24 protein-coding genes and 1 tRNA gene are annotated in these 26,463 nt (G+C 70.6%); 11 read left to right on the top strand and 14 right to left on the bottom strand.

The window, feature by feature from the left end; all coding sequences use genetic code 11:
• Nucleotide 1: 1 nt before the first annotated feature.
• The 6 genes from pknB to IEZ01_RS06040 form a co-directional block, all read right to left on the bottom strand.
• Nucleotides 2-1,990: a Stk1 family PASTA domain-containing Ser/Thr kinase gene (pknB, locus tag IEZ01_RS06065; protein WP_019887894.1), complete on the bottom strand. Its 1,989-nt coding sequence runs from the start codon at nt 1,988-1,990 to the stop codon at nt 2-4.
• A 158-nt stretch (nt 1,991-2,148) separates the two neighbouring features.
• On the bottom strand, nt 2,149-3,615 hold the full coding sequence (locus IEZ01_RS06060) for a peptidoglycan D,D-transpeptidase FtsI family protein (RefSeq protein ID WP_189200334.1): 1,467 nt from the start codon (nt 3,613-3,615) through the stop codon (nt 2,149-2,151).
• Nucleotides 3,612-5,042, bottom strand: a complete 1,431-nt coding sequence (locus IEZ01_RS06055) for an FtsW/RodA/SpoVE family cell cycle protein (RefSeq protein WP_019887896.1) — start codon at nt 5,040-5,042, stop codon at nt 3,612-3,614. Before IEZ01_RS06055 ends, IEZ01_RS06060 begins: the two co-directional genes overlap by 4 nt.
• Before the next feature lie 27 nt (nt 5,043-5,069).
• Nucleotides 5,070-6,557, bottom strand: a complete 1,488-nt coding sequence (locus tag IEZ01_RS06050; RefSeq protein ID WP_189200332.1) for a Stp1/IreP family PP2C-type Ser/Thr phosphatase — start codon at nt 6,555-6,557, stop codon at nt 5,070-5,072.
• 179 nt (nt 6,558-6,736) lie between these two features.
• Nucleotides 6,737-7,258, bottom strand: coding sequence for an FHA domain-containing protein FhaB/FipA (locus IEZ01_RS06045; RefSeq protein ID WP_019887898.1), 522 nt, complete (start codon nt 7,256-7,258; stop codon nt 6,737-6,739).
• Between the two features lie 10 nt (nt 7,259-7,268).
• Complete coding sequence (locus IEZ01_RS06040) at nt 7,269-8,117, bottom strand: FHA domain-containing protein (protein ID WP_019887899.1); 849 nt, start codon at nt 8,115-8,117, stop codon at nt 7,269-7,271.
• Nucleotides 8,118-8,512: 395 nt separating this feature from the next.
• Between IEZ01_RS06040 and IEZ01_RS06035 the strand changes: the two genes are divergently transcribed.
• The 6 genes from IEZ01_RS06035 to IEZ01_RS06010 all read left to right on the top strand — a co-directional run bounded on the left by IEZ01_RS06035 (nt 8,513) and on the right by IEZ01_RS06010 (nt 14,310).
• Nucleotides 8,513-8,599: transfer RNA gene (locus tag IEZ01_RS06035), tRNA-Leu, on the top strand.
• A gap of 180 nt (nt 8,600-8,779) precedes the next feature.
• Entirely contained in the window at nt 8,780-10,573 is a 1,794-nt protein-coding gene (locus tag IEZ01_RS06030; RefSeq protein WP_189200330.1) for a sensor histidine kinase, read from the top strand.
• 74 nt (nt 10,574-10,647) lie between these two features.
• Nucleotides 10,648-11,325 carry a response regulator gene (locus IEZ01_RS06025; protein ID WP_028797752.1) on the top strand — a complete coding sequence of 226 codons (678 nt, stop codon included), beginning with the start codon at nt 10,648-10,650 and terminating at the stop codon, nt 11,323-11,325.
• A gap of 207 nt (nt 11,326-11,532) precedes the next feature.
• Nucleotides 11,533-12,981, top strand: coding sequence for a DUF2252 domain-containing protein (locus IEZ01_RS06020; RefSeq protein WP_189200328.1), 1,449 nt, complete (start codon nt 11,533-11,535; stop codon nt 12,979-12,981).
• Nucleotides 12,982-13,095: 114 nt separating this feature from the next.
• Nucleotides 13,096-13,926 (top strand): J domain-containing protein, encoded by an 831-nt coding sequence (locus IEZ01_RS06015; RefSeq protein WP_373287570.1) that lies wholly within the window; start codon nt 13,096-13,098, stop codon nt 13,924-13,926.
• 39 nt (nt 13,927-13,965) lie between these two features.
• Entirely contained in the window at nt 13,966-14,310 is a 345-nt protein-coding gene (locus tag IEZ01_RS06010; RefSeq protein ID WP_019887908.1) for a rhodanese-like domain-containing protein, read from the top strand.
• A 14-nt stretch (nt 14,311-14,324) separates the two neighbouring features.
• On the opposite strand, the gene IEZ01_RS06005 is transcribed toward IEZ01_RS06010, so the two are convergent.
• The 6 genes from IEZ01_RS06005 to paaA all read right to left on the bottom strand — a co-directional run bounded on the left by IEZ01_RS06005 (nt 14,325) and on the right by paaA (nt 19,069).
• Nucleotides 14,325-15,467 carry an acyl-CoA dehydrogenase family protein gene (locus IEZ01_RS06005; RefSeq protein ID WP_019887909.1) on the bottom strand — a complete coding sequence of 381 codons (1,143 nt, stop codon included), beginning with the start codon at nt 15,465-15,467 and terminating at the stop codon, nt 14,325-14,327.
• A gap of 86 nt (nt 15,468-15,553) precedes the next feature.
• Nucleotides 15,554-16,609, bottom strand: coding sequence for a 1,2-phenylacetyl-CoA epoxidase subunit PaaE (gene paaE / locus IEZ01_RS06000; RefSeq protein WP_019887910.1), 1,056 nt, complete (start codon nt 16,607-16,609; stop codon nt 15,554-15,556).
• Nucleotides 16,610-17,104 carry a 1,2-phenylacetyl-CoA epoxidase subunit PaaD gene (gene paaD / locus IEZ01_RS05995; protein ID WP_019887911.1) on the bottom strand — a complete coding sequence of 165 codons (495 nt, stop codon included), beginning with the start codon at nt 17,102-17,104 and terminating at the stop codon, nt 16,610-16,612.
• On the bottom strand, nt 17,098-17,820 hold the full coding sequence (paaC, locus tag IEZ01_RS05990; RefSeq protein WP_019887912.1) for a 1,2-phenylacetyl-CoA epoxidase subunit PaaC: 723 nt from the start codon (nt 17,818-17,820) through the stop codon (nt 17,098-17,100). Before paaC ends, paaD begins: the two co-directional genes overlap by 7 nt.
• A complete protein-coding gene (paaB, locus tag IEZ01_RS05985) occupies nt 17,817-18,104 on the bottom strand; it encodes a 1,2-phenylacetyl-CoA epoxidase subunit PaaB (protein WP_019887914.1) in 288 nt (95 codons plus the stop codon). The genes paaC and paaB overlap by 4 nt, the downstream gene beginning before the upstream one ends.
• Nucleotides 18,101-19,069, bottom strand: a complete 969-nt coding sequence (gene paaA, locus IEZ01_RS05980; protein WP_373287569.1) for a 1,2-phenylacetyl-CoA epoxidase subunit PaaA — start codon at nt 19,067-19,069, stop codon at nt 18,101-18,103. The genes paaB and paaA overlap by 4 nt, the downstream gene beginning before the upstream one ends.
• A gap of 130 nt (nt 19,070-19,199) precedes the next feature.
• Here paaA and IEZ01_RS05975 point away from each other — a divergent pair, with 130 nt between their 5' ends.
• From IEZ01_RS05975 to IEZ01_RS05965, 3 genes are read left to right on the top strand one after another with little or no spacing between them, the layout of a single operon-like run.
• Nucleotides 19,200-19,937, top strand: a complete 738-nt coding sequence (locus tag IEZ01_RS05975; protein WP_189200325.1) for a DUF5819 family protein — start codon at nt 19,200-19,202, stop codon at nt 19,935-19,937.
• A complete protein-coding gene (locus IEZ01_RS05970; protein WP_189200323.1) occupies nt 19,934-21,169 on the top strand; it encodes an HTTM domain-containing protein in 1,236 nt (411 codons plus the stop codon). Before IEZ01_RS05975 ends, IEZ01_RS05970 begins: the two co-directional genes overlap by 4 nt.
• Nucleotides 21,166-21,849: a TrmH family RNA methyltransferase gene (locus tag IEZ01_RS05965; protein ID WP_019887918.1), complete on the top strand. Its 684-nt coding sequence runs from the start codon at nt 21,166-21,168 to the stop codon at nt 21,847-21,849. The genes IEZ01_RS05970 and IEZ01_RS05965 overlap by 4 nt, the downstream gene beginning before the upstream one ends.
• Before the next feature lie 27 nt (nt 21,850-21,876).
• Here the strand turns inward: IEZ01_RS05965 and paaN are convergent, their stop codons facing one another.
• Nucleotides 21,877-23,571: a phenylacetic acid degradation protein PaaN gene (paaN, locus tag IEZ01_RS05960; RefSeq protein WP_019887919.1), complete on the bottom strand. Its 1,695-nt coding sequence runs from the start codon at nt 23,569-23,571 to the stop codon at nt 21,877-21,879.
• Between the two features lie 178 nt (nt 23,572-23,749).
• Here paaN and IEZ01_RS05955 point away from each other — a divergent pair, with 178 nt between their 5' ends.
• Nucleotides 23,750-25,255: a 3-hydroxyacyl-CoA dehydrogenase gene (locus IEZ01_RS05955; RefSeq protein ID WP_189200321.1), complete on the top strand. Its 1,506-nt coding sequence runs from the start codon at nt 23,750-23,752 to the stop codon at nt 25,253-25,255.
• A 4-nt stretch (nt 25,256-25,259) separates the two neighbouring features.
• Complete coding sequence (locus tag IEZ01_RS05950) at nt 25,260-25,853, top strand: TetR/AcrR family transcriptional regulator (protein WP_019887922.1); 594 nt, start codon at nt 25,260-25,262, stop codon at nt 25,851-25,853.
• 44 nt (nt 25,854-25,897) lie between these two features.
• On the opposite strand, the gene IEZ01_RS05945 is transcribed toward IEZ01_RS05950, so the two are convergent.
• Nucleotides 25,898-26,377, bottom strand: a complete 480-nt coding sequence (locus IEZ01_RS05945; RefSeq protein WP_019887924.1) for an Lrp/AsnC family transcriptional regulator — start codon at nt 26,375-26,377, stop codon at nt 25,898-25,900.
• Nucleotides 26,378-26,463 lie beyond the last annotated feature (86 nt).

The raw sequence follows: 26,463 nt of genomic DNA, 5'->3' as shown, positions 1-26,463 counted from the left end.
CCTAGTCCCCGCCGCGGCCGAAGCCCTGGCCGAAGATCGTGCCTCCGTTGCCGTCCCCGCCGTCCCCGCTTTCCGCGGTGAGCAGGGCCACCGAGGTACCGGTGTTGACCGTCGAACCCGGGGCCGGGTTGCTGGTCACGACCGTCGCGCCCGGCTTGTCCACCGAGCCCGGGGCCAGGGTGACGACCAGACCCATGTCCTCCAGGATCTTCTTCACTTCCCGGTACTTCTTCGTGGCGATGTCCGCCGGGATCTGCACCTGCTGCTGCGCCGGGCCCTTGGAGACCTTCAGCGTCACCTGCGTGCCCTCGGCGGCCTTGGAGTCGCCCGCCGGGTCCTGCTCCAGGACCTCGCCCTTCGGCTTGTCCGAGTCCACGTCGACCCTGGCGACCTGGAACTTCAACGTCTCCAGCTGCTGCTTGGCGGAGTCGAAGTTCGAGCCGACGACCGGCGGAACCGTCTTCAGGGCCTTCTTGGCGACCGTGATCGTCACCGGGGTGTTCTTCTCGGCCTGGGAGCCACCGGTCGGGTTCTGGCTCAGGACCGTGCCCTGCTCCTCGTCCGACTCCTCCTGCTTGACCTCGACCTTGAAGCCCTTTGCCTCGAGCAGCTGCTTGGCGTTCTCCTCGGACTTCTCCGTGACGTCCGGGACCTCGATCGTCGGCGCACCCTCCGAGACGATCACCTGGATCGTCGCGCCGGTGTCCATCATCGCGCCGTTGTCCGCCGCCGGGGTCTGCTTGCAGATGCTGCCCTTGGGCTGGTCACAGCGCTCCGACCCGGACTGGGCCACCTTCACCCCGGCATTGCCGACCAGCTCCTCGGCCTGCTTCACCGTCTTGCCGATCAGCTGTGGCACCGCCACCTGATCCGCGCCGTCCTTGCCGTCGAACAGCGAGCGGCCGATCAGCACCGCGCCCACCAGCACCAGAATGCCCGCGAGCACCAGCAGGACCGTCGACGTGCTCGACTTCTTCTGCCGGCGGCGCGCCGGACGGTCGTCGTAGCCGTAGCCGTCGTCCGGGCCCATCGGCGGCAGCATCGACGTCTGCCCGGCCGGGTCGGCCTGCCGCAGCGCCGTGGTGGGCTGGTCCTCCGGCGGGTAGCCGCCGTAGCCGGCCGCGCCCATCGCCGCCGTCGCAGCGACCGGCTGACCGTCGAGGCACGCCTCGATGTCGGCCCGCATCTCGTCGGCCGACTGGTAGCGGTAGTCCGGGTCCTTGACCAGCGCCTTCAGCACGATCGCGTCCATCTCGGGCGTGATCTCGGGGTCGAAGTTGCTGGGCGGCTGCGGCTCCTCCCGTACGTGCTGGTACGCGACCGCCACCGGGGAGTCACCCACGAACGGCGGCCGGACCGTCAGCAGCTCGTACAGCAGACAGCCGGTGGAGTACAGGTCGGAGCGGGCGTCGACCTGCTCGCCCTTGGCCTGCTCCGGGGAGAGGTACTGCGCCGTGCCGATGACGGCCGCCGTCTGCGTCATGGTCATGCCGGAGTCGCCCATCGCGCGGGCGATACCGAAGTCCATGACCTTGACCTGGCCGGTACGCGTCAGCATCACGTTCGCCGGCTTGATGTCCCGGTGCACGATGCCGGCGCGGTGCGAGTACTCCAGCGCCTGCAGGATGCCGACCGTCATCTCCAGCGTCCGCTCCGGCAGCAGCTTGCGACCGGAGTGCAGCAGCTCCCGCAGCGTCGAGCCGTCGACGTACTCCATCACGATGTACGGGATGGAGATGTTGTCGACGTAGTCCTCGCCGGTGTCGTAGACCGCGACGATCGCCGGGTGGTTGAGCGAGGCGGCCGACTGGGCCTCTCGGCGGAACCGGGCCTGGAAGGACGGGTCACGGGCGAGGTCGGCCCGCAGCGTCTTCACGGCGACGGTGCGGCCGAGCCGGGTGTCGTGGGCGAGGTACACCTCGGCCATGCCACCGCGGCCGAGCACCGAGCCCAGCTCGTACCGGCCGCCGAGGCGACGCGGCTCTTCCATAGCTAATCCAGCCCTCTCCGTCTGTCCCGACCGCACCCGTGTGTGTGATCCGGCGGTGTGCTGTTCGCGCATACGCTACCGGCCACAGGCAGCCGCTTCGTCCGCGACCGGCACCTGATACCACACCGGTACACGACCGCGCCCGTAACGGCCCGCCGTCACTTCCCGCTGTCGAGAACCGCCTCCATCACGTCCCTGGCGATCGGCGCGGCCAGCCCACCACCGCTGATGTCGTCACGGGCGGTGCCGGCCGAGTCCTCGACGATCACGGCGACGGCGACCGGGGAGCCGCTGTCCGTCTTGGCGTATGAGATGAACCACGCGTACGGGCGCTTCTTGTTGCCGACACCGTGCTGCGCCGTACCCGTCTTGCCGCCGACCTTGACACCGGGGCGGTCGACGTCGGCCTTGCCACCGGTGCCGTTGCTGACGACGTTCTCCATCATCTGCTGCACCAGCTGCGCGTTCTTCTGCGACATCGGCCGGCTCATCTCCTCCGGCTCGGTCGTCTTGACCACGTCGAGCTTGGGAGACTCCAGCTTGTCGATCATGTACGGCTTCATCAGCTTGCCGTCGTTGGCGACCGCCGCGGCCACCATCGCCATCTGCAGCGGCGTCGTCGCGGTGTTGAACTGGCCGATCGAGGACTGCGCGTTGCCACCGCGGTCCATCTTCTTGTCGTAGACCGAGGCCACCGCGCGGATCGGCACGAACTGCTCGGCGTTGAAACCGAACTTCTCCGCCGTCTCCACCATCTTCTCGCGGCCGACCTCGTCACCCAGCTTGGCGAAGACGGAGTTGCAGGAGACCTCCAGCGCCTTGTTCAGGCTGGCGTTCTTGCAGCCCTGCGCGTGGTTCTTCATCGGCACCCGCGACAGCGGGATGTTGTACGGCTCGGGGGTGTCGGTCGCCGCGTTGATGTCGGTGACCTGGCCGTGCTCCAGCGCCGCGGCCGCCGTCACCACCTTGAAGACGGAACCGGGCGGGTAGATCTCACGCAGCGCCCGGTTCAGCTTCGGCTTGTCCGGGTCGTTCTCCAGCGCCACCCAGGCCTTCTCGTCCTTGCCGGAGTAGCCGGCGAAGGAGGACGGGTCGTACGACGGCGTGGACGCCAGCGCCAGGATCCGGCCCGTCTTCGGGTCGATCGCGGCGACCGCGCCCTTCTTGTCACCCAGCCCCTTGAAGGCGGCCTTCTGGGCGGCGCCGTTCAGGGTCGTCACGACGTTGCCGCCGGTCTTCTTCTCACCGGTGAACATCGCCAGCGTGCGGTCGAAGAAGAGCCGGTCGTCGTTGCCGGTGAGGATGCCGTCCTCGATCTTCTCGATCTGGCTGGCGTCGTAGGCCTGCGAGGCGTAGCCCGTCACCGGCGCCCACATCGGACCGTCGGTGTAGGTCCGCTTGAACCGGTAGTACGGGTCTTTGGAGTCGACGGAGCCGGTGATCGGCTTGCCGTCCACGATGATGTTGCCGCGCTCGTTGGCGTACCGCTCGATCGTGACCCGGCGGTTCTTCTGGTGCGAGTTGAGCTCGTCGGCCCGGACGTACTGGAGCCAGTTGTCCCGCAGCAGCAGGGCGAGGACCAGCAGGCCGCAGAAGATCGCGACCCGGCGCAGGGGCTTGTTCACGGTCGGACCACCTGGGTCATCTCGGCGTCGGGGGACGGGGCGGGAGCCGGCGCGGGGCGGCGGGCGGTGTCACTGATACGGATCAGGATGGCGATCAGCGCCCAGTTCGCGATCACGGAGGAACCGCCGTACGCCAGGAACGGCATCGTCATACCGGTCAGCGGGATGAGCCCCATCACACCGCCGGCGACGACGAAGATCTGCAGCGCGAAGGCGCCGGAAAGACCCATCGCGAGCAGCTTGCCGAACGGGTCGCGGGCCGCCAGGGACGTACGGATACCGCGTTCGATGATCAGGCCGTACATCAGCAGGAACGCCATCACACCGGTCAGGCCGAGCTCCTCGCCGACCGTGGCGAAGATGAAGTCCGAGTTGGCGGCGAAGCCGATCAGGTCGGAATTGCCCTGCCCCAGGCCGGTGCCGAGCACACCGCCGGAGCCGAACGACATCAGCACCTGCGTCATCTGGTCGCACGCGGCCGCCATGTTCGACCTCTCGGGGGCCGTCTTCAGGCACTCGAACGGGTCGAGCCACGCGGCGACACGGGACTGCACGTGCGTGGCGAACGAGCCGACGACGACCGCGCCGCCCACCGCCATCAGCAGACCCATCACGATCCAGCTGGTCCGCTCCGTCGCCACGTACAGCATGATCACGAACATGCCGAAGAACAGCAGCGACGTACCGAGGTCGTTCTCGAAGACCAGGATGAGCAGGCTGACCGCCCAGATCGTGAGGATCGGGCCCAGGTCACGGCCACGCGGCAGATACAGCCCCAGGAAACGGCGGCTGGCCAGCGCGAGCGCGTCGCGCTTCACCATCAGATAGCCGGAGAAGAAGACCGCGATCACAATCTTCGCGAACTCTCCCGGCTGGATCGAGAACGGCCCGATCCGGATCCAGATCTTGGCGCCGAACACATCCGCGCCCAGCCCCGGCACCAGCGGCAGCAGCAGCAGGACGATGGCCACCATCATGGAGATGTACGTGAAGCGCTGCAGCACCCGATGGTCCTTGAGGAACATCAGCACCAGCAGGAACAGCGCCACACCGATCGCCGAATACATCAGCTGGTTCGGCGCGTCCGGACTGAACGTCTTGTACCGCGCGATGATCCGCGGCGACTGGTCCAGCCGCCAGATCAGCACCAGCCCCAGGCCGTTCAGCAGCGTCGCCAGCGGCAGCAGCAGCGGATCCGCGTACTTCGCGAACTTGCGCACCACCAGATGCGCCACGCCCGCCAGCAGCCCCAGACCCAGCCCGTAACCGAGCATGCCCGGCGGGACCTTGCCGTCGATGGCCAGGCCCACGTTCAGGTACGCGAACACCGGGATGACGACCGCGAAACCGAGCAGCAGCAACTCCGTGTTGCGCCGGCTCGGCAACTCGATCGCGCCGATGGTGGTCGTATTGGTGACAACGCTCATGGTGGTGAAAGGCCCCCCTACGGGTCCTTACTGCTTGCCGCAGTTCGAGGCCAGCTTCTGCTCCTCCTCCGAGAGGGTGGGGCCCGGAGAGGGAGCGGCTGCGGTGGGCTTGGGGTCGGTCGGCTTCGTGCCGTTCGCCGGGGCGGCGTCGCCGTCCGTCGGCGGCGGCGGGGTCGCCTTGTCGGCGGCCGCCCGGCGCTGCTCGTCCTTCTTGCAGGCCGTCGCCTGCGAGGCCAGCTCATCGATCTTGGCCTGCGCCCTGGAGAGGCTGCCGCCCGTGATCGTGTCCTCGACCTGCTTCTTCTGGTAGGGCGGCAGGTACTTGAGTTCGATCTCGGGATGATCCTTCTCGACCTTCGAGAGCGAGACCCACGCGAGATCCTGGCTGATGCCCCGGTACAGCGCGACATGATCGTCATTCGCGCCGACGTAGTACTGCGTCTGCGTCCAGCGGTAGCCGCCGTACAGACCGCCGCCGACCACAGCCAGCGCCAGCACCGTGAAGAAGGACCGCTTCAGCCACTTGCGGCCGGTACGCGGCTTCACGAAGTCGTCGTCCGCGTACGCGCCGAACGCGCCCTGCGGCGGCATCCCGCCGTAGCCCACGTCGTCCCCGCTGCCGGGCGGACCGAACCCGCCCGCCGGCGGCTGCGGCGCCTGCCGGCCAAGGCCGGACGCCCGGCCCGCCGGAGTCTGCATCGCCCCGCCGTCGTTCAGCTGCGCCTGGTTCTCGGCGACCGCGCCCACGATGACCGGGGTGTCGTTCAGCTGCCCGGCGAGCGTGTCACCGCCGTCGACGTCGAGGACATCGGCCACGATCACCGTGATGTTGTCGGGGCCGCCGCCGCGCAACGCCAGCTGGATCAGATCCTGGACGGTCTCCTGCGGGCCCTGGTAGCTGGCCAGGGTGTCCTCCATCGTCTGATGGGACACCACCCCCGACAGACCGTCCGAACAGATCAAGTACCGGTCACCGGCACGGACCTCACGGATCGACAGATCCGGCTCGACATGATCACCACTGCCCAGCGCGCGCATCAGCAGCGAACGCTGCGGATGCGTGGTGGCCTCCTCCTCGGTGATCCGGCCCTCGTCGACAAGCCGCTGCACCCAGGTGTGGTCCTGCGTGATCTGCGTCAGGACACCGTCCCGCAGCAGATACGCACGCGAGTCGCCGACATGCACCAGACCCAGCCGCTGGCCCGTCCACAGGAGCGCCGTGAGCGTCGTGCCCATGCCCTCCAGCTGACGGTCCTCCTCGACCATCATCCGCAGCTGGTCGTTGGCGCGCTGCACAGCCGAACCGAGCGACGTGAGGATGTCCGAGCCGGGCACGTCGTCGTCCAACGTGACCAGCGTCGAGATCACCTCGGACGAGGCCACCTCACCGGCGGCCTGGCCGCCCATGCCGTCGGCGATGGCCAGCAGACGCGGACCCGCGTAACCCGAGTCCTCATTGCCCTCACGGATCATGCCCTTGTGCGAACCGGCGGCGAAGCGCAGGGACAGACTCATGCGCACCTCGCCAGTCGGGTCCGGGTACAACCGGTCTCGAGCCACACTGCCCACCCTCCGGTCGGGAGCCCGCTCAGGCCCGCCGCCGGCACCCGCAGGCCCGCCGCCAGGGCCGGTCGGTCCGCTGTGGGGACCGCCGCGGCTCGCTCGCTCCGCTCGCACTCATTCATGACGTAGCACTACTTCCGCAGCTCGATGACGGTCTTGCCGATGCGGATCGGCGCGCCCAGCGGAATCGGGGTCGGGGTGGTGAGCCGGGTCCGGTCGAGATACGTGCCGTTGGTGGACCCGAGATCCTCGACGATCCACTGGCCGTCACGGTCCGGGTAGATCCTGGCATGCCGGCTGGAGGCGTAGTCGTCGTCCAGCACGATCGTGGAGTCGTGCGCCCGGCCCAGGGTGATGGTCTGCCCCTGCAGCGCCACCGTCGTACCCGTGAGGGTCCCCTCCGACACGACCAGCTTGGTCGGCGCACCACGGCGCTGCCGCCCACCGCCCTGCTGCCCCCGCTGCTGCGGGGGTGTGGCGGGCGCCGCCTGGCGCGCGTTCTGCTGCGGCCGCGTGTCCTGGCGGCGCGAACCGCGCTGCGTGACACGTGTGCCGAACAGGTCGCTGCGAATGACCTGGACGGCCACAATAACGAACAGCCACAGAACGGCCAGGAAACCCAACCGCATGACCGTCAGGGTCAGCTCTGACATTGCCCCCGCTTCACCCTTCGGCTTGCCGGTAAACGATGGTGGTGCTGCCCACGACGATCCGCGAGCCGTCGCGGAGCGTAGCGCGGGTGGTGTGCTGCCCGTCCACCACGATGCCGTTGGTGGACCCGAGATCCTGGATCGTCGAGGGCGTTCCGGTCCGGATCTCACAGTGCCGGCGCGAGACGCCGGGGTCGTCGATCCGCACATCGGCGTCGGTGCTGCGACCCAGCACCAGCGTCGGGCGGGAGATCTGGTGGCGTGTGCCATTGATCTCGATCCAGCGACGCACCTGCCCGCCGGAGACCGCACCAGGACGGCCGGCGCCGGGCGCCTGGCCGGGACGGTGCGCGCCCGGAGGCGGCGCGGAAGGCATCGGCGGAGCCGCGGCCGGCGGATAGCCGTAGCCGCCCGGACGGCCCGGCTGCGGGCCGTGCGGCGCCGCCGGACCGGCCGGAGCGCGGTCGGGCGCCTGCGGCTGTGACGTACTCGACGCGAGCGTACGGCTGCGCACCCGGTACAGACCGGTGTCGAGGTCGTCGGCCTTCTCCAGATGGACCTTGATCGGGCCCATGAAGGTGTAGCGCTGCTGCTTCGCGTAGTCGCGGACCAGGCCCGACAGCTCGTCGCCGAGCTGGCCCGAGTACGGGCTCAGGCGCTCGTAGTCAGGAGCGCTCAGCTCCACGATGAAGTCGTTGGGGACAACGGTCCGCTCACGGTTCCAGATCGTGGCGTTGTTGTCGCACTCACGCTGGAGGGCGCCCGCGATCTCGACCGGCTGGACCTCGGACTTGAAGACCTTGGCGAAGGTGCCGTTGACCAGACCTTCGAGACGCTGCTCGAAACGCTTCATGACTCCCATGGGGCACCTCCTCCGTCGTTGCCGTCCTGGTACTGCTTACTGATCGTATCCACGCGTCGGGAAATCGGCTGGTTCCCCTTCTCTGCCCTGTGGACGAGTGTCACCTCTCACACGGATCGTAGAGGCGGCCTCCTGACAGTGTCCCGCACCCGGGGTCAGGTCTGGAGGAGCGGGGGCGTCGGCTCTCCTCGGGCCCTCCCCTTCCCCTCCCCATTCACTCACTTCCGCGGTGTTCCTTCGGTGCCTCCCGGGATCTCGACTCTCCTCTGTTCTGCTGCACCCCGGGAGGGGGCCCGAAACAACGGATGTGAATCCACCCTCGGCAGCGTGCTAATCTTCTGATGTCGCCAGGCGAACGCAGCGAAAAGATGCGGGAACCACACGACACACCCAATGCGCGGGTGGCGGAATAGGCAGACGCGCTGGATTCAGGTTCCAGTGCCCGCAAGGGCGTGGGGGTTCAACTCCCCCCTCGCGCACCAGACGGAAGCCCCGTAGGTCATCGACCTACGGGGCTTCCGCGTTGTGCACCGCGACCATCGGGGGCCATCGGGGCGGCTTGCTTCACTTCGCGGATCGGTGCGCCGGTCGCGACCTTCGTCGCACCGGGACGAGACGAAAGAGGACCGCAGCCCGGGCGGCCGGCTGCCTAGGGTGCGAGCGTGGACGTGTCATCGAAGATCAGGGCCGCATGGCAGTGGCTCGCGGCGCCCGAACTGTGGTCGCGGCGGCAGACCGCGGGGGAGGCGGTACTCGCCGTCCTCATCGGGCTGCTCGCGGCCGGGATCGAAGACATCAGCGGCGGCGAGGGATGGCGCCCGGCCGCCGTCGCCCTGGCCGCCGCCGTGCTCTCCCTGCTACGACGCCGACTGCCCGCGACCGTACTGGTGATCACCGGGGCGCTCACGCCGCCCCTGGGCGGCTTCTCGATGCTGCTGATCCTCGTCGGCTGGTCGTCCGGGCGGTTCATCGCGGGCGCGGGACGCGCACTCGGCGCGTTCACCGCCTCGTTCGCCCTCTTCCTCAGCGTGAGCCTCGTCCACTCCTGGGACCGTAACCAAGCCCTCACCCTGGCCTTCCTCAACGCCCTGTACTTCCTGGCGACGACCGTCGTACCCGGCCTGGCGAGCCGCTACTGGACCCAGCGCCGGACCCTCCTGCACACCCTCCAGGAGCGCAACGCCCAACTCCTGCGCGAACGCGCGATGGTGGAGGGGCAGGTACGGCTCCGCGAACGGCAGCGGATCGCCCAGGACATGCACGACAGCCTCGGCCACCAACTCGCCCTCATCTCCGTCCACACCGGCGCCCTGGAGGTCGACCCAGAACTGACCGAGCGCCAGCGCACCGCGGTCGGCGTGCTCCGCAACGCCTCGGTGACCGCCATGCACGAACTGCGCGAGGTCGTCGGCATCCTCCGCGACGGCGTCGAGGCCCCCCACCCCGCCGGGGCCGGCGCCGCCGACGAGGCGGCCAGGGCCGCCCGCGGGATCGCCGGCATAGACGGCCTCGCCCACGCCGCCCGGGTCGCCGGGCACGGGGTGGAGCTGCGCCGCAGCGGTGAACCCCGGCCGCTCGCCGCCGCCGCCGACCACGCCGCGTACCGGATCGCCCAGGAGGCGCTGACCAACGCCTACAAACACGCTCCGGGGGCGCGGATCAGCGTCGAGCTGCGCTACGAACCGGACTCCTTCGTCGTCGAGGTCGTCAACGCGGCCCCCTCGGGCAGCCCAGGAGACGTCGTCAGCGGCGGCCAGGGCCTGACCGGGCTGCACGAGCGGGCCCGGCTCGTCGGCGGCATGGTCCACGCCGGACCTGTGCCGGGCGGCGGCTTCCGGGTCGCCGGCGTCCTGCCGTACGGGGTCGTGGAGGCCGCGTCCCGGGCCGAGGCCGCGCCTTTGGTCGATGCGGCCGACGACTTCCGGCAGCAGTCACGGACCCGCCCGCTCCGCGACCGTGGTCGTGCCAAGGGCGGCGGCCCCGGCGCGGCCGGTCCCGTCATGGACTGGAGCCCGGGCGCGGGCGGTCCTGGCTTGGACTGGACGATCACGGAGCGGGAGTTGGCGATGGCGATTCGCGGGGGAAGGACCCGGGGCGAGGGCGTGGCGATCGGATGCGGAATCGCGTTCGCGGCGCTGGTGCTGCTGATGGTGGCCGGCGGGTTCGGCATCTACTTCCTGATGGGTTCGATGAACAAGGGCATGATCGATCCCAAGGAGTACGAGGCGATATCGGTCGGCACGGCCGAGAGCGAGGCGCGCGACCGGCTGCCCAGCGGGGACACCATCTGGACCAGCGGGCTGAGCTCCAAGGGACCCAAGGAGCCGGAGGGGTCGCAGTGCCTGGTGCTGATGTCCTCGGCCACCACGGACACCTTCGAGACGGAGCCGGTTTTCCGGTTCTGCTTCAAGGACGGCAAGCTGATCGAGAAGAAGTCGTACGACGTCAGGCGCTGAGGTCGGAAGCAGCGGCGGCCGGGGGGCCGCCGCTGCCTCCGGCCCGCCGTTACCGGTAGGTGTTGGGGGTAGGTGTGGCAGGGCCGCGCATCAGAGTCGTGATCGCCGACGACGAGCCCCTGATCAGGGCCGGGATCCGGATGATCCTCACCTCGGATCCGCAGATCGAGGTGGTCGCGGAGGCGGCGAACGGCCGGGAGGCCGTCGAACAGGCCCGCGCCCACGCGGCGGACGTGGTGCTGCTCGACATCCAGATGCCGGTCCTCGACGGGCTGTCCGCCCTGCCGGAGCTGCGCAGGGCGGTCCCGGACGCCCGGGTCATCGTGCTGACCACCTTCGGTGAGCGGGAGAACGTCCTGCGGGCGCTGGAGCACGGCGGAGCCGGGTTCCTGCTGAAGGACACGGCGCCGGCCGAGCTGATCGGCGCGGTCCGGGCCACGGCCGCGGGCGACGCGTACCTCTCGCCCGCCGCGACCCGGCACGTGGTCGAGCAGCTGGCCTCCGGCCGCGCCGCCGCCCGCAGCGAGGAGGCCCGGTCCCGGGTGGCGGGGCTGAGCGAGCGCGAACGGGACGTGCTCGCCGTGCTCGGCGAAGGGCTGTCGAACGCGGACGCCGGAAAACGGCTCCACATGAGCGAGGCCACGGTGAAGACGTATGTGAGCCGGATCCTCGCGAAGCTGGGCTGCGAGAACCGGGTCCAGGCCGCGCTGCTGGCGCGGGACGCCGGGGTCGTACGCGACGAAGGCCGGTAGAGCCGGTAGAGAGGCGGCGCACCGGGCCGTGAGGGTGGTCTCCGGTGAGCGCAAGACCCAGGTCAACCAGGAAAACGGCCGAGTTTTCCACAAGGCGCGCCCCGATTTTCCGACCGGATCCTCCCGTTGTCCACAGGGGCAGACGGCCTCGGCCCCCCGGCTGTACCGTCAGGGCAGTCGATGTTGATCGAGGTCACGGGGGGTCCCATGGGCGAGGCACTGGCAGCGGTACCGGCACAGCGAACGGACACCGAGCGCATCCCGGCAGTGGCCGGATTCGCACGGCGCACCCCGCCAGGAGCGTCGGACTCCCCCAAGGAACGCGGCAAGGCCCTCCGGGACCGGATCACCCGCACCTCACACGCCGAACTCGTCCTCCCCGCAGACCGGCCGGACGCCGTCCGGGCCGTCGAGGAATCCAGCCGGGACCGCGTCCCGGAACTCGCCCCGATCAGGGTCGGCCGAATGGCCGCCACCCCCTTCGCGTTCCTGCGCGGCTCCGCCGGACTCATGGCCCACGACCTCACAGGCTCCCCCGTCACCGGCATAGGCGCCCAGATATGCGGCGACGCCCACGCGGCCAACTTCGGCCTCTACGGAGACGCCCGCGGCCGGCTCGTCATCGACCTCAACGACTTCGACGAAACCGTCTTCGGCCCCTGGGAATGGGACCTCAAGCGGCTCGCCACCTCCCTCGTCCTCGCCGGCCGGGAAGCGGGCGCCGACGAGGACACCTGCCGGGCCGCCGCCTTCGACGTGGCGGGCGCCTACCGGCGCACCATGCGGCTGCTCGCCAGACTGCCCGTGGTCGACGCCTGGAACGCCATCGCCGACGAGGAACTCGTCTCCCACACCGACGCCCGGGACCTCCTCGGCACCCTCGAACGGGTCTCGCAGAAAGCCCGGCAGAACACCAGCGCCCGGTTCGCCGCACGATCCACCGAGGCCGTCACCGGCCCCGACGGCGCCACCGGCCGACGCTTCGTCGACGCCCCGCCCGTCCTGCGGCGCGTACCGGACGCCGAAGCCGCCGCCGTCGCCGCGTCCCTCGGCGAATACCTGACGACCCTGCCGGAAGACCGACTGCCGCTGCTCGCCCGCTACACGATCCACGACATCGCCTTCCGCGTCGTCGGCACCGGAAGCGTCGGCACCAGGTCCTACGTGGTGCTCCTCCTCGACCACCGCGGAGAACCACTGGTCCTCCAGGTCAAAGAGGCCCGCCCCACCGCCCTGCTGCCCCACCTGGCGGCCGCCGGGTTCCCGATACCCGACGCCGGCCACGAGGGACGGCGCGTCGTGCACGGCCAGAAGCGGATGCAGGTCGTCAGCGACATCCTGCTCGGCTGGACGACCGTCCAAGGCAGACCCTTCCAGGTCCGCCAGTTCCGCAACCGCAAGGGCAGCGTGGATCCCGCCGCCCTCGCAGCCGACCAGGTCGACGACTACGGCCGCATGACCGGCGCCCTGCTGGCCCGCGCACACGCCCACAGCGCAGACCCGCGCCTCATCGCCGGCTACTGCGGCAAGAACGACGAGCTCGACGAGGCGATCGCCACCTTCGCCGTCGCCTACGCCGACCGCACCGAATCCGACCACACGCACCTCGTCACCGCGGTCAGAACCGGCCGCATCGCCGCGGAACTGGGCGTCTGACGCCGAAAACGAGGCCTGGGGGGAGCAGGGGGAGGGGGACGAAAAAAGGGGGAGGGGGAGGGAGGGGGGCGGGGGCGGGCCCCCGTCCCCCGGGGAGGCCCGTACGCTGGTTCGGTGACGACCCGGAGCGATGACGTGAACGAACCCGTGATCGACAGCGGCCAGGCGGATGAGCGGCCCGAGGCGCGCCTGGAGAAGGCTGTGCGCGTGGCGGAGCAGGCCTTGATCGAGTTCGAGATCGCGGTGGAGACCTTCCGGGTCGAGGTGGAGAACTTCTCCCGGCTGCACCACCAGAAGCTCGGCCCGATGTACACCCGCCTCGACGAGCTGGACGCGCTGATCGCGGAGGCCCGGGCGGCCCGCACCGGGGACCCGGAGGACCTGCGCAAGGCGCAGGAGGCGCGGGCGATGGTGCTGCCGATGCCCGGCGTGGACGAGCTCTTCCACGAGTGGATGGACGCCGACGGGCTCTCGCCGGAGGCCGCGGCGATGCTCACGGAGCAGCCGGTACGGCCGCCGAAGCGGGTGCGGCCCGGCGAGGAGGCCCGCAAGCTCTACCGCGACCTGGTCCGCAAGGCCCATCCGGACCTGGCCAGGGACGAGAAGGAGCAGGCCCGGCGTGAGGAGTTCCTGACGCGGGTGAACGCCGCCTACGGCCGCGGCGACGCCGAGCTGCTGCGCGAGCTGACCGAGGAGTGGGCGGCCGGGCCAGCGCCCGAGGCGGCGCGGCTCAGCGAGAGCGAGGAGCTGTACGCCCGGCTGGAGTGGCTGGCGCAGCGCAAGGAACTGCTGTCGGTGGTCGCCCGTGAGCTGGAGGAGAGCGCCATCGGCGCGATGCTGCGCATGGCGCCGGACGATCCGGACCGGCTGCTCGACGAGATCGCCGAGCAGCTTCTCGCCCAGGTCTCCGAGCGGGAGGCCGAGCTGGCCGGGCTGGTGCAGTAGTTTTTCTGGGTTCGTAACGACGGAAGAAGGCCTGATCCCATGAATTTCGCGTCCCTGCCCTCCGTGGACGCCGCGTCGGTGCCGGCCGACGGGCTGGTGCTGGACGTCCGGGAGGACGACGAGTGGGCGGCCGGTCATGTCGAGGGGGCCCTGCATGTGCCGATGAGCGACTTCGTGGCCCGCTTCGGTGAGGTGACCGAGGCTGTCGCGGACGGGCGCCGGGCGCATGTGATGTGCCGGGTGGGCGGCCGTTCGGCGCAGGTCACGCAGTATCTGGTGCAGCAGGGCATCGACGCCGTGAACATCGACGGCGGCATGCTGGCCTGGGAGGGCGCCGGGCGCCCGATGGTCGCCGCCGACGGCAAGCAGGCCTACGTCCTGTAGGCGCCGCGGGCGTCTCAGCCGAGGGGGTGGGCGGCCAGCAGGTCGCCGAGGGCCTCTTCGTGGGCGGCCGCGGGGCCGAGGGAGAGTTCCAGCTGCTTGGCCCAGGCGTGGTAGCGGTGCAGGACGTAGTCGGTGTCCGCGCCGAAGCCGCCGTGCAGGTGCTGCGCGGTCTGGACGACTCGGCGTACGCCTTCGGATGCCCAGATCTTGGCCACGGCGATGTCGCCGGCGGTGGGCAGGGCGCCGGGGGCGTCCGTGCTGATGCGCCAGGCGGCCTGCCAGAGGGTGACTTCCATGGCGCGCAGGTCGATGTAGCGGTCCGCGGCCTGGACGGCGACGGCCTGGAAGGTCGCGATGGGGTGGCCGAACTGTTCGCGGGTTCCGGTGTACCGGCTCGTCAGGCCGAGGACCGCTTCGCCGAGGCCGAGTGCCAGCGCGCAGGTGCCGGTGGCGAGCAGTTCGCGGAGCCATTCCCAGGCGCCGACGGTGTCGATCACGTCGTGGCCTTGGAGGCGGACCGAGTCGAGGCGGGCCTCGGCGAGCAGCTCTCCGCTGGTGGAGAACTGGTCGGCGAGGGTGAGGCCGGGCGCGGCCCGGGGGACGAGGGCGAGGACGGTGCGGCCGTCGGCGGTGTGGGCGGGCACGGCGATGAGGTCGGCGCTGTGGGCCCAGGGGACGCCGGTCTGGACACCGTCGAGGACCCAGTCGTGGCCGTCTTGGTCGTCTTGGCGGGCGGTGACGGCAAGTTCGGCGGGGTCGTGGCCGGTGCGGCCGTTCGCGGCGGCGGTGAGGACGAGTTCGCCGCGGCCGGCGGGGCCGAGGACGGTGTCCTTGAGCGTGGCGCTGCCGTGCCGCTCGACGGTCATGGCGACGGTGCTGTGTTCCAGGAGCGGTACGCGGGCCAGGGCTTTGGCGGCTTCGCGCAGGACGAGGCAGAGCGCGATGGGGTCGAGTCCGGCGCCGCCGTGGGCGGGGGTGATGACCAAGCCGAGCAGGTCGGCCGCGGCGAGCCGGGCCCACAGCGGCCGGTCGTGCTCCTCGGCGACCGCGCCCGGAGTGAGCGCGGGGCTCGGTACGGAGTCGGGCGCGACGCCCGAGAAGACCGCCTTCGCCGCCTCGACGGCCGCCTGCTGCTCCTCGGTGAAGGTGAAGTCCACAGCCCTGTCCTTCCTCCCACGAACCACCGGTGCCTGACGGACCGTCAAGATAGAACAGGTTCTAGGGGAAGGGAATGGGCCGGGGGTCAGCGGTCGAAGTCCAACTCCACCTCCGGGGTGACCGGATGGGACTGGCAGGCCAGGACGTATCCGGCGTCGGTCTCCTCGTCCTCCAGGGCGAAGTTGCGGTCCATCCGGACCTCGCCGCGCACGAGGAACGCCCGGCAGGTCCCGCAGACGCCGCCCTTGCAGGCGTACGGCGCGTCCGAACGGGCCCGCAGCACCGCCTCCAGGAGCGAGTCGCCTTCGGGCACGGGCCAGGTGCCCGACCGGCCGTGCAGGGTCGCGGTGACCGTGGCGTGCTCAGGGGCCATGGTCGCCACCGCGGCGGGTGCCGAGCCGTCGTCCACGTGGAAGATCTCCTGGTGGATCCGGCTGCGCGCCACGCCGAGCCCGCGCAGCGCGCGTTCGGCACCCTGCACCAGTCCGAAGGGTCCGCAGAGGAACCAGCCGTCGATCTCGGCGACCGGCAGCAGCGTGGGGAGGAGCGCGGTCAGCCGTTCCTGGTCGAGCCGGCCGGAGGGCAGGCCGGCCTGCTGTTCCTCCCGGGAGAGGACGGTGACCAGCTGGAACCGGTCGGGGAAGCGGTCCTTGAGGTCGGCGACCTCGTCCAGGAACATCGTCGACGCGGCGGTGCGGTCGCTGCGGATGAGACAGAACCGGGCCTCCGGTTCGCGGGCCAGCAGGGTCGCGGCGATCGACAGCACGGGCGTGATCCCGCTGCCGCCGACGACGGCCGCGAAGTGTCCGGGCCGGGGTTCCAGGACGAAGCGTCCCATCGGCTCCATGACCTCGACGGTGTGCCCGACGGCGAGCTCCTTGAGCGCGAACGTCGAGAACTCGCCGCCGTCCACGAGCCGGATGCCGACGCGCAGCGCCGGGTCCTCGCCGGCCGGGGCGGCGGGGGTGCAGATCGAGTACGTGCGCCGGATCTCCTCGCCGTCGACGACGCGGCGCAGGGCGAGGTGCTGGCCGGGGATGTGGCGGAAGGTGTCGCGCAGCTCGGACGGCACCTCGAAGGTGACGGCGACCGAGTCGTCGGTGAGCCGCTCGACCTCACTCACGCGGAGCGAATGGAACATCTACAACTCCTTGAAGTGGTCGAACGGTTCGAGGCACGAGGCGCAGCGGCGCAGCGCCTTGCAGGCCGTGGAGGAGAACCTGCTGAGCAGCTCGGTGTCGGTGGAGCCGCAGTGGGGGCAGCGGATGGCGAGGGTGAGGGCTACGGGGGCGCCGGCGCTCTGGTGGCGTGGTGGGGCGATGCCGAACTCGGAGAGCTTGCGGCGGCCTTCGTCGCTGATGTCGTCGGTGGACCAGGCGGGGGACAGGACGGTGACCACGGACACCTCGGGGATGCCGTGTTCGTGCAGGACCTGTTCGATGTCGGAGGACATCGCCTCGATGGCGGGGCAGCCGGTGTAGGTGGGGGTGAGGGCGACCTCGACCTTGCCGGGGCCGAGGACCTGTACGCCCCGGAGGACTCCGAGCTCTTCCAGGGTGAGGACGGGCAGCTCGGGGTCGGGGACGGAGCCGGCGAGGCGGCTCAGTTCCTCCTCGAGCGGCGTCATGGTCACCATGTCGCCCCCGGGTGGCTGCGGTGCAGGTGCTGCATTTCGGCGAGCATCCGTCCGAACGGTTCGGTGTGCAGGCCCTGGCGTCCCGCGCCGGCCGCCCAGGCGCCCGTCCGGGGTCCTTCGGGCACGGTCAGCGTGGCCCGCTCCAGTACGCCGGTGACGGAGGTGAGCCAGTCCGCCTCCAGCTGGGGCCAGTCGATGTCGAGGCCGTCGAGGGGCTGGAACATCTCGCCGGTGTAGCGCCACAGGGCCTCGCAGGCCTGCTGCATCCGCCGGTGGCTTTCGGGGGTGCCGTCGCCGAGGCGGAGCGTCCAGTGTTCGGCGTGGTCCTGGTGGTAGGCGACTTCCTTGACCGCTTTCGCGGCCAGACCGGTCAGCGGGGTGTCGCCGGTGGCGAGCTCTCTGTACAGCAGGCGCTGGTAGGTGGAGAAGTAGAGCTGGCGGGCGAGGGTGTGGGCGAAGTCGCCGTTGGGCTGTTCGACCAGCTGGAGGTTGCGGAAGGACCGCTCCTCGCGGAGGTAGGCGAGCTCGTCCTCGTCCCCGACGAGGGAGAGCAGCACCCGGGCCTGGCCGAGCAGGTCGAGGGCGATGTTGGCGAGGGCGACCTCTTCTTCCAGCACGGGGGCGTTGCCCGCCCACTCGCCGAGGCGGTGGGAGAGCACGAGGGCGTCGTCGCCGAGGGCGAGGGCTGCCGCGTGGGTGGTGGGGGCGGTGGTCACAGGTGCTTCACCCCCTCCGGGATCTCGTAGAACGTCGGGTGGCGGTAGGGCTTGTCCGCCGACGGCTCGAAGAAGGGGTCCTTCTCGTCGGGGGAGGAGGCGGTGATCGCCGTGGAGGGCACCACCCAGATGGAGACGCCTTCGTTGCGCCGGGTGTAGAGGTCGCGGGCGTTGCGCAGGGCCATCTCCGCGTCCGGCGCGTGCAGGCTGCCCGCGTGGGTGTGGGACAGCCCTCGGCGGGAGCGTACGAAGACCTCCCACAGCGGCCAACCGTCGGTCGTCATGCCCGTGCCTCCCCGTGCTTGGCGGCGTACGCCGCCGCTGCTTCTCTGACCCAGGCGCCTTCTTCGTGTGCCTGGCGGCGCCTGTCGAGCCGCTGCTCGTTACAGGGCCCGTTGCCCTTGAGGACGTCCCAGAATTCGGTCCAGTCGATCGGGCCGAAGTCGTAGTGCCCCCGCTCCTCGTTCCACCGCAGGTCGGGGTCGGGGAGGGTGAGTCCGAGCGCCTGGGCCTGCGGGACGCAGATGTCCACGAAGCGCTGGCGCAGTTCGTCGTTGGAGTGGCGCTTGATCTTCCAGGCCATCGACTGGGCCGAGTGCGCGGATTCGCCGTCCGGCGGGCCGAACATCATCAGCGAGGGCCACCACCAGCGGTCGACCGCGTCCTGGGCCATCGCGTGCTGCTCCGGTGTCCCCTTGGACAGGGCGAGCAGTGATTCGTAGCCCTGCCGCTGGTGGAAGGACTCCTCCTTGCAGATCCGGACCATCGCGCGGGCGTACGGGCCGTAGGAGCAGCGGCAGAGCGGGACCTGGTTGGTGATCGCCGCGCCGTCCACGAGCCAGCCGATGGCGCCTACGTCGGCCCAGGTCAGCGTGGGGTAGTTGAAGATCGAGGAGTACTTCTGGCGGCCGGCGTGCAGCTTGTCGAGGAGTTCGTCGCGGCTGGTGCCGAGCGTTTCGGCCGCGCTGTACAGGTACAGGCCGTGTCCGGCCTCGTCCTGGACCTTGGCCATGAGGATCGCCTTGCGGCGCAGGGTGGGCGCGCGGGTGATCCAGTTGGCCTCGGGCTGCATGCCGATGATTTCGGAGTGGGCGTGCTGTGCGATCTGGCGCACCAGGGAGGCGCGGTAGGCGTCCGGCATCCAGTCGCGTGGCTCGATGCGCTCCTCGGCTGCCACGGCGGCGTCGAACGCCGCTTCGTGTGCTGCCTGTGCCTCGGCTTCCTGCGTGTCCGTCGTCACTGCTGTCACCGCCGCCACCGCCTCATCGCAGACCCCTACCGACCGATCGTTCGGTTGAATGACTTCAATGGTGGGTCGGCGGCCCGTAAGGTGTCAACCCTGTGGATAACTGCTGTGGGCCGATGGGGATCGGGGCGGGATGGACGCGTACGACGACGAGGGCGGGCGCGGCGAGCGCGGTGAAGCTGCCGGCTCGCCGGAAACGGCCGACGGCCCACCGGCCGGGATAGCCGCCCTGTCCCTCCCCTACCAGGTCACCGCGGCCGTCGCCCTGGCCGTCGTCGCGGTCCTGGCCTGCTTCCACGTCTCGATGGTGTTTCTGCACGTCGCGCCCTCGAACACGCTGACCAAGCAGAACGGCGAGGCGATCGACGGCTGGGTCTACCCGGAGTTCGAGCAGAACTGGAAGCTGTTCGCCCCCAACCCCCTCCAGCAGAACATCTCGGTCCAGGTCCGCGCCGAGGTCGTCGGAGCCGGCGGCACCCGCAGGACCACCGACTGGATCGATCTGTCCGCCGAGGACGGCGCGGCGATCCGGGGCAGCCTGCTGCCCAGCCACACCGAGCAGAACGAGCTCCGCCGCGGCTGGGACTTCTACGTCAACAGCCACAACGACAAGAACGAACCCAACGGACTACGCGGCCGGCTCTCCGAGCGCTACCTGCGCCGTATCGTGATGCAGCGCCTGGACGCGCACGCCCTCGGCGGCAAGGTCGAGCGGATCCAGCTGCGGTCCTCGACCAGCGCGGTCAGCGCACCCCCGTGGAGCCAGGAGAAGATCGACACCCGCCCCTTCCTGCGGGTCGTCCCCTGGTGGACGGTGACCGCCGCGGATCTGCCCGCGGGCGTACGCGACGGCAAGGAGGCCGGCCAGTGAGCACGTACCCCCGGCCCGCCCGGCCGCAGACGCGCGGCCGGCGGCTCGCCGGCGCCATCCAGCGCGTGACGGCCACCGCGCTCGGCCCGTACCAGAGCGCCGTCGTCCGGATCGGCTTCTCCGCGACCTGGCTGATCTTCCTGCTGCGCGAGCTGCCCCACCGCAGCGAGCTCTACGGCCCCGACAGCCCCTGGGGCTGGGACATGGCCCGGGAGCTGATCGGCACCAACGACTCGTTCACCGTCCTGATGTGGTCGGACAGCCCCGTCTGGTTCGAGATCGTCTACGCCGCCGCCGTGCTCTCCAGCCTGCTGCTGATGCTCGGCTGGCGCACCAGAGCCACGTCCGCCGTCTTCATGGCCGGTGTCCTGTCGCTGCAGAATCGGTCCATCTTCATGGGCGACGGCGGCGACAACGTCGTCCACCTCGTCGCCCTCTACCTGCTGCTGACCCGCTGCTCGCAGGTCTGGTCGCTGGACGCCCGCCGTGCCGCCCGGGGCGAGGGCCGGCCGGACCGGGTCGGCCCGCTGCTCTGGGTGGTCCTCGGCGGCTTCCTGGCGCCCGCGACGCTCCACATCGACCGGACCGGCGAGACGTGGCTGCTGGTGCTGCTGTGGGGCCTGTGGGTGGCTCAGGGGCTGTGGTGGGTGGCGTGCCGCTTCGCGCCCGGTCAGCCGCGGGTGCTGCTCGACGTCCTCGCCAACCTCCTTCACAACGCCACCCTGGCCGTGATCATGGCCGAGGTCTGCCTGATCTACGCGACGGCCGGCTGGTACAAGATCCAGGGCACGCGCTGGCAGGACGGCACCGCGCTGTACTACCCGCTCAAGCTCGACTACTTCACCCCCTGGCCCGCCCTGTCCGACGTGCTCGCCTCCAGCGGCCTGATCGTGATGCTGCTGACCTACGGCACCGTGCTCGTGCAGGTCGCCTTCCCCTTCACCCTGTTCAACCGGCGGGTGAAGAACGCCCTGCTCGTCGCGATGATCCTGGAGCACGCGGGCATCGCCCTCCTGCTCGGACTGCCCTTCTTCTCGCTCGCGATGATCTCCGCCGACGCCGTGTTCCTGCCGACCGCCTTCCTGGTCTGGCTGGGTGCCCGGGCCGGCCAGGGCAGGGAGCGCCTGATCGCGCGCGTACGCGGCAGGCGGCTGCCCGAGGAGCGCCCCGCGCCGTGGGAGGAGCAGGCCCCCGCACACGGCGACGGCGGTAGCCCTACCCTCGTCAGGTGAGCAGCGAGACCCCCACGGACCCGTCCATCGGCCAGGAGCCGGTCCAGTACGACGAGGGCTACGGCATCGAGATCGGTGTCGGCCCGCATCCTGAGCCCTGGCCGAGCGGTGAGCCGTACGACCCAGAGCTGCTGGCGGGAGGCGACCGGCGCAATGTCGTCGACCGCTACCGGTACTGGACGCGGGAGGCGATCGTCGCCGACCTCGACACCCGGCGCCACGATTTCCATGTGGCGGTGGAGAACTGGGGCCACGACTTCAACATCGGTTCGGTCGTGCGCACCGCCAATGCCTTCCTGGCGAAGGAGATCCACATCGTCGGCCGGCGGCGCTGGAACCGCCGCGGGGCCATGGTCACCGACCGCTACCAGCATGTGCGCCACCACCCCGACACCGAGTCGCTGACGGCGTGGGCGGCGGCCGAGGGGCTGCCGATCATCGGCATCGACAACCTGCCCGGCGCTGTGCCGCTGGAGCGGACCGAGCTGCCGCGCCGCTGTGTGCTGCTGTTCGGCCAGGAGGGGCCGGGCCTCACCGAGGAGGCCCGTAAGCACGCGTCGATGGTCTGCTCGATCGCGCAGTTCGGCTCCACCCGGTCGATCAACGCGGGCGCCGCGGCCGCGATCGCCATGCACGCGTGGGTGCAGCGCTACGCCGACATCCCGGACCCGGGCCGGTAGGAACCGGCCCGGGCACGGGGGCGCACGTCAGGCCTGGCGGCGGATCTCCACCACTCGGAAGCGGTTGGCGACGAACGCGCCGTCGCACAGGGCGGCGTTGGCGGCCGGGTTGCCGCCCGAGCCGTGGAAGTCGGAGAACGCGGCCGTCTGGTTCACATAGACCCCGCCCGTCAGGTTGAGGGAGAGCTGCGCGGACTCCTCCAGGCAGACCTCCTCGACGGCGCGCTCGGTGTCGGCCGAGGTGGTGTACGCGCCGACCGTCATCGCCCCCTTCTCGCGCACCGTGCGCCGCAGCAGCTCCAGGGCGTCGGCCGTCGAGTCGACGGCGACGGCGAAGGACACCGGCCCGAAGCACTCGGACATGTACGCCGCCTCGTCGTCCGGCTTGGCGCCGTCCAGCTTGACGATCACCGGCGTACGGACCACGGCGTCCGGGAACTCGGGGTTCGCGACCTCGCGGGAGGGCAGGGCCACCTCGCCGAGCGCTGCGGCGGCCTCCAGCCGGGTCTTCACGTCCGGGTTGACCAGCGCGCCCAGCAGCGCGTTCGCCCGGGCGTCGTCGCCCAGCAGACCGGCGACCGAGGCGGAGAGGTCGGCCACCACCTCGTCGTACGACTTCGGGCCCTGCTCGGTGGTGATGCCCTCGCGGGGGATCAGGAGGTTCTGCGGGGTGGTGCACATCTGGCCGCTGTACAGGGACAGCGAGAAGGCCAGGTTGGACAGCATCCCCTTGTAGTCGTCGGTGGAGTCGACGACGACGGTGTTCACACCGGCCTTCTCGGTGTAGACCTGCGCCTGGCGTGCGTTGGCCTCCAGCCAGTCGCCGAAGGCGGTGGAGCCGGTGTAGTCGATGATCCGGATCTCGGGGCGGACGGCCAGGGTCTTGGCGATGCCCTCACCGGGCCGCTCGACGGCCAGCGCGACCAGGTTCGGGTCGAAACCGGCCTCGGCGAGCACCTCACGGGCCACGCGCACGGTCAGCGCCAGCGGAAGCACCGCCCGCGGGTGCGGCTTGACCAGCACGGCGTTGCCGGTGGCGAGGGAGGCGAACAGGCCCGGGTAGCCGTTCCAGGTCGGGAAGGTGTTGCAGCCGATCATCAGCGCGATGCCACGCGCGACGGGCGTGAACGCCTTCTGCAGCTCCAGGGGGTCCCGCTTGCCCTGCGGCTTGGACCAGCCGGCGTCCTGCGGGGTGCGGACCTGCTCGGCGTAGGCGTACGCCACGGCCTCCAGGCCGCGGTCCTGGGCGTGCGGGCCGCCCGCCTGGAACGCCATCATGAACGCCTGGCCGCTGGTGTGCATGACCGCGTGCGCGAACTCATGGGTGCGGGCACTGATCCGGGCCAGGATCTCCACGCAGACCAGGGCCCGTGTCTCCGGCCCCGCGTCCCGCCAGGCAGCCATGCCCGCGCGCATCGCCGGCAGCAGCACCTCGATGTCCGCGTGCGGGTACTCGATGCCCAGCGCCGGGCCGTACGGGGAGACCTCGCCGCCCGTCCAGCCGTCCGTGCCCGGCTGGTCCAGCTCGAAGCGGCTGTTCAGCAGCGATTCATAGGCGGCGAGACCGTCGGCGGCGCTCAGCGAGCCGTTCTCGCCGTAGGCCTTCGGATGCTCCGGATGGGGCGACCAGTACGCGCGCGTACGGATCGTTTCGAGAGCCTGGTCCAGCGTGGGCCGGTGGGTCTCGGCCAGGCGGTCGGTGGTCAGCTGAGCGGCGGCCATTACGGACCAACTCCTCGGTGAGCCAAATCAGTCGCGCGCGAAGCGCTCCCCAACGAATGGGTGGTGATGTGTGACGGGTGGGCAGTCAAAGGTGGTCAGAGCTAGAGTAACCGAACGATCGGTCGGGACAAGGGGGTCCGCAGAAGCTGTGGATAACTGGTAGGGGAGGATCATCCATATGACCGCCATCGAGCAGAGCCGTACCGTCGCCGTCGTCGGTACCGGCACCATGGGGCAGGGCATCGCCCAGGTCGCCCTGGTCGCCGGCCATCCCGTACGGCTCTACGACGCCCTCCCCGAGCGGGCGCGGCAGGCTGCCGAGGCCATCGCCGGCCGCCTGGACCGGCTCGTCGAGAAGGGCGGGCTGGACGCGGACGCCCGGTCCGCCGCCCTCGCCCGGCTCCACCCGGCCGCCGCGCTCACCGACCTCGCCGACGCCGCACTCGTCGTCGAGGCGATCGTGGAGCGGCTCGAGGTCAAGCAGGAGCTCTTCACGGCCCTGGAGGAGATCGTCGCCGACGACTGCCTCCTCGCCACCAACACCTCCTCCCTCTCCGTGACCGCCATCGCGGGCCCCCTGCGGGTCCCCGACCGCTTCGTGGGCCTGCACTTCTTCAACCCGGCCCCGCTGCTCCCGCTCGTCGAGGTGGTCAGCGGCCACGCCACGGCCCAGCCGGCCGCCACGCGCGCGTACGAGACGGCGAAGGCCTGGGGCAAGACGCCGGTGCGCTGCGCCGACACCCCCGGGTTCATCGTCAACCGGCTGGCCCGGCCCTTCTACGCCGAGGCCCTGCGGGTCCACGAGGAGCGCGGCGCCGACCCCGCCACCATCGACGCCGTCCTGCGCGAGTGCGGCGGCTTCAGGATGGGCCCCTTCGAGCTGACCGACCTGATCGGCCAGGACGTGAACGAGGCCGTGACCCGGTCGGTGTGGGAGTCCTTCTACCAGGACCCCAAGTTCACCCCCTCCCTCGCCCAGCGGCGGCTGGTCGAGTCGGGCCGCCTGGGCCGCAAGTCGGGCCAGGGCTGGTTCTCGTACGCCGAGGGAGCCGAGGTTCCCGAGCCGCACACCGCTCCGGCGACCGAGCCGCCCGCCCACATCACCGTGGAGGGCGATCTCGGCCCGGCCGGTGAGCTGGTCGCCCTGTGCCGCGAGGCCGGCATCACGGTGCACGAGCAGGACGAGGACCGCGGCACCCGCATCCTGCTGCCCGGCGGCGGGCAGCTCGTGCTCGCCGACGGCCAGACCTCCGCCGAGTTCCGGGACGTCGTCTACTTCGACCTGGCGCTCGACTACCGCAAGGCCACCCGGGTCGCGCTCTCCGCCTCCGAAGTCACGGCCTGGGAGACGCTGCGTGAGTCGATCGGCCTGTTCCAGGCCCTCGGCAAGAACGTCAGCGTCATCGGCGACGTACCCGGCATGATCGTCGCCCGGACGGTCGCGATGCTCGTGGACCTCGCCGCGGACGCCGTCGCCAAGGGTGTCGCCTCCGAGCAGGACATCGACACGGCGATGCGGCTCGGCGTCAACTACCCCCTCGGCCCGGTCGAGTGGGGCCGCAGGCTCGGTCACGGCTGGGCCCACGAGCTGCTCGACGAGCTCCACGCGCGCGTGCCCACCGGCCGTTACGCCCCCTCCCTGGCGCTCTACCGCCAGACGTACGTCGAGATGAAGAGCGAGTAGGTCCATGACAACCGCCAAGCGCGACACGTACACCCCCGAGACGCTGCTCTCCGTCGCCGTCCGGGTCTTCAACGAGCGCGGCTACGACGGCACCTCCATGGAGCACCTGTCCAAGGCGGCGGGGATCTCGAAGTCGTCGATCTACCACCACGTGGCGGGCAAGGAGGAGCTGCTCCGGCGCGCCGTCAGCCGCGCCCTCGACGGCCTGTTCGGCATCCTCGACGAACCGGGTGCGGTGCGGGGGCGGGCCGTCGAGCGCGTCGAGTACGTCACCCGCAGGACCGTCGAGGTGCTGATCGCGGAGCTGCCCTACGTCACGCTGCTGCTGCGCGTCCGCGGCAACACCACCACCGAACGCTGGGCCATGGAGCGCCGCCGCGAGTTCGACCACCGGGTGGCCGAACTCCTCAAGGCGGCCGTCGCCGACGGCGACCTGCGGGCTGATGTCGACATCCGGCTCGCCACCCGGCTGCTCTTCGGCATGGTCAACTCGCTGGTCGAGTGGTACCGGCCGCACCCGGACGGGGACGCCGAGCGCGCCCAGGTGGCCGACACCGTCGTCCACCTGGCCTTCGACGGGCTGCGTACGGCCCTCTGAGCCGGCCCGGGCGGGACTGCCGAGCGCCTGATCCCGCTCGGGGTCTAGTCCCGCTCGGGGTCCAGGTCCGTCTCCTCGAACACCAGCAGGGTGCGGGTCGAGAGCACCTCGGGAATCGACTGGATCCTGGTCAGGACCAGTTCCCGCAGGGTGCGGTTGTCCGGTGTGTGCACCAGCAGCAGGACGTCGAAATCTCCGCTGACCAGGGCGATGTGGGCGGCCCCCGGCAGCGCCTGGAGCTGCTCGCGCACCGTGCGCCAGGAATTCTGGACGATCTTCAGCGTGATGTACGCCGACGCGCCCTGCCCCGCCCTTTCGTGGTTCACCCGGGCGCTGAAGCCCCGGATCACCCCGTCGTCGATCAGTCGGTTGATCCGGGCGTAGGCGTTCGCCCGCGACACATGGACCCGCTCGGCCACCGAGCGTATCGACGCGCGGCCGTCCGTCTGCAGGATGCGGAGGATGTCCTTGTCGATCGCGTCCAGCGGGCGCGCCGAAGGCCTCCCCTCCCAGCCGTCGGCCATTTGTTCATCCACCATGTCCCCCCACCTCTCCGCCATGGACGACCTGTCTCTATCCCAGGCTGTGGAGAACCGTTTGTCCACAGGCT

Origin of the sequence: Streptomyces purpureus, assembly GCF_014648195.1 — a bacterium.
GTDB lineage: Bacteria > Actinomycetota > Actinomycetes > Streptomycetales > Streptomycetaceae > Streptomyces > Streptomyces purpureus.
Note: the sequence above shows the minus strand (reverse complement) of the source record. Positions and strands in the feature narration are given on the sequence as shown.